Raw genomic sequence first — 1553 nt, forward strand, 5'->3', positions numbered from 1 at the left:
GGTCGGGGCGGGTTGGCTGTCTGTGGGGGTGGGTCGTGTTGCGTCCTGGTGGTGTGTCGGGGATTCCGGCGGAGACCGTGGCGCTGGCTCGCCGGGTCCATCCGCGGGGGACGGACGAGATGCGGGTTCGGGACGCGCTGGGTCCGTTGTTCAGCGACGAGGACTTCACCACGGGTGAGTTCGAGGAGATGTACGCGGACCTGGGACGGCCCGGGATCTCGCCGGCCCTGCTGGCGATGGTCACGGTCCTGCAGTTCCTGCACAACCTCTCCGACCGGGACGCCGCGGTGGCGGTGGCCGACCGGATCTCCTGGAAGTACGCACTGGGACTGGAGCTGGAGTACACCGGTTTCGATGCCAGCGTGCTGTGCGAGTTCCGGGCCCGCCTGGCAGCCGGGAATCGGGCGGATGCCCTGCTCTCGCTGATGCTGGAACGTCTGAAGGCCGCCGGCCTGGTGCGGGCCGGCGGCCGTCAGCGCACCGACTCCACCCACGTGCTGGCCTGCGTGCGCACACTGAACCGCGTCGAGTGCCTGGGCGAGGCCCTGCGCGCGGCCCTGGAGGAGATCGCCCGCACCGACCCGGGCCTGGTCGTGCCGCTGCTCGGGCCCGGCTGGGACGAACGCTACGGCCGCAAGGTCGAGACCGGCAGGCTCCTGCGCCGCAGAGGCGCCTCCGCCCTCAAGCTCGCCGAGCAGATCGGCGCCGACGGGCAGAGCCTGATCGCCGCCATCGACACGGACCCCGACGCCGTGCGGATGAACGGCCTCCCGCAGGTCAAAATCCTGCGCGAGCTGTGGGACCAGCACTTCGAGGCCACCACCACCGGCCGACTGCGCTACCGGGACACCAAGGAACTGCCGCCCTCCGCACAGCGCGTGCGCTCACCCCACGACCCTGACGCCCGCTACAGCACCAAAGGCGCGCCCGGCGCCGCACGCATGGAATGGACCGGTTCCAAGGGCCACCTGACCGAGTCCTGCGACGAGGGCCTGCCGCACGTGGTCACCGACGTCCACACCACCCCCGCCACCGAACCCGACGTCACGGCCGTCACCCCCGTCCAGGACAAACTCATCGCCCGGGACCTGAAACCCGGCGAGCACCTGCTCGACTCCGGCTACCCCAGCGGGCCCGGCATCGGCGCGTCCCTGGAACGCGGCATCTCCCTTGTCGCCCCCGTCACGGTCCAGACCGGCCGGGGCGCCCGGGGCGGCACGTTCACCCCCAAGGACTTCCACGTCGACTGGCACAGCGGCGTCACCCACTGCCCCGCCGGGGCCACCAGCATCTCCATGCGGCCGAAGAAGGACGGCCTGATCCGCGTCGCCTTCTCCCGCGCGGACTGCCGCCCCTGCCCGATCCGCGCCCAGTGCACCACCGGCGCCCCTCACCTCGGCCGGGTCCTGGAGATCCATCCCGAACCGATCCATACCGCCCGGACACGGATGCAGGCCGAACAGGACACCCCCCGATGGCGCGAGGCCTACCGGGCCCGCGCCGGCATCGAGGGCACCGTCTCACAAGCGGTCCGAGGCCCCGGCCTGCGACGA

Annotated in this window: 1 protein-coding gene; it reads left to right on the forward strand. The window is 71.9% G+C overall.

All coding sequences use genetic code 11. The annotated features are described in order from the left end of the window. Positions 1 to 119: 119 nt before the first annotated feature. Positions 120 to 1553, forward strand: a 1434-nt coding sequence (locus ACFY4B_RS42575; protein ID WP_387977193.1) for a transposase, incomplete at its 3' end; no start/stop codon positions are given.

The sequence above is a fragment of the Kitasatospora sp. NPDC001261 genome (assembly GCF_042896795.1).
Classification (GTDB): domain Bacteria; phylum Actinomycetota; class Actinomycetes; order Streptomycetales; family Streptomycetaceae; genus Kitasatospora.